Here is a 1,119-nt window from a genome sequence, read left to right on the forward strand (position 1 = left end):
GTTGGATATAAACTTTACAGACTGGTAAGAGGTAAACACTGGAAGTGAATATAATTTTTAATCTTATTTACCCGAATTGCTAGTTGATTATTTAGCCATGACTTGATACCCGATAGAATATCTTAAAGTCTCTGGTTCCAGTGTTTTAGCTGATTTTAACAGTAAAGAATACGCTAAAAGTATCATCTCTAATTTCAATTGAAAACCTTGAGGCGAACGACTTTTACAACGCTCAGCTCCTAGATTTGTCAAAAAAGAGAAAACTCGCTCAATCACTTTTCTACGTTTTGAAAAATTAGGGAAAAGGATTTTCTTTTGCTTCATGTTCTTCCTGACAGGTGTAATTAGATCAATTCCTTTTAATTCCAGCCTTTCATGCAGTGACTGACCTAGATATCCCATATCTCCAAGGACTGTTGGTGTCCCAAATTGACTCAACACTTCCTCGGTCATTGAACTATCAGCCATTGAAGCAGGAGTAATTGTGTAGTCTATGACATAGCCTGATTCACTGACTAAAGCATGACATTTACATCCATAGAAGTACTGTCCCTTTGTAGCATTGTAGCCAACATTTGCATAATCTCCAAGAACTTTGCTTCTGAAATTACGAATAGGCTGACACAAAGGAATGGGGAAGCTGTCAATAATGGATACACTCATTCCTTCAACCTCTTTAAAGACGAGTGCTTGGCGAATGACTTGGATACTCGGTAAGAGGGCATTACAACGGCGGACAAAGCGAGAATATTCTAGGAAATTAGGAAATAAACTTTGAGCCAATTGGTGCTTAGCTTTAAGCGTTTCACTAAAATGCAGTACGCCCCAGAGGTAACAAGCGATAACTAAGCAATCTGATGTTGCGAGATGGACGTTCTTTCGGTTTTGAACCTCAAGGGGAACACTCGTTTGATAAAGCGTCTCAATGGTTGTCAGTAAATAAACAAAAACTTTTGGAAGTGTGCTATTATAAGTCATATAAGTCGTGCGCTTTCTAATGCTTAGTGGTTTAAGATTAGGATAGCACGACTTATTTATTTTCCAATGAAATTAACTAGCAATTCGGGTAGAATCAAGTTTAATTCCCTCATTTTTTTGGAGGGAAATTTTGTCGAATAT

1 protein-coding gene is annotated in these 1,119 nt (G+C 37.4%); it reads right to left on the minus strand.

From position 1 onward, the window contains the following. Nucleotides 1–87 precede the first annotated feature (87 nt). Nucleotides 88–978, minus strand: coding sequence for an IS982-like element ISLll1 family transposase (locus ACESTK_RS20450; protein WP_373120632.1), 891 nt, complete (start codon nt 976–978; stop codon nt 88–90). Nucleotides 979–1,119: the final 141 nt, after the last annotated feature.

This window comes from Ruminococcus sp. Marseille-P328 (genome assembly GCF_964249465.1).
Lineage (GTDB): Bacteria > Bacillota > Clostridia > Lachnospirales > Lachnospiraceae > Blautia_A > Blautia_A faecis.

Coding starts and splice junctions, on each gene's coding strand:
- ACESTK_RS20450 (WP_373120632.1), bottom strand. CDS start 978: ATGACTTATAATAGCACACTTCCAAAAGTTTTTGTTTATTTACTGACA.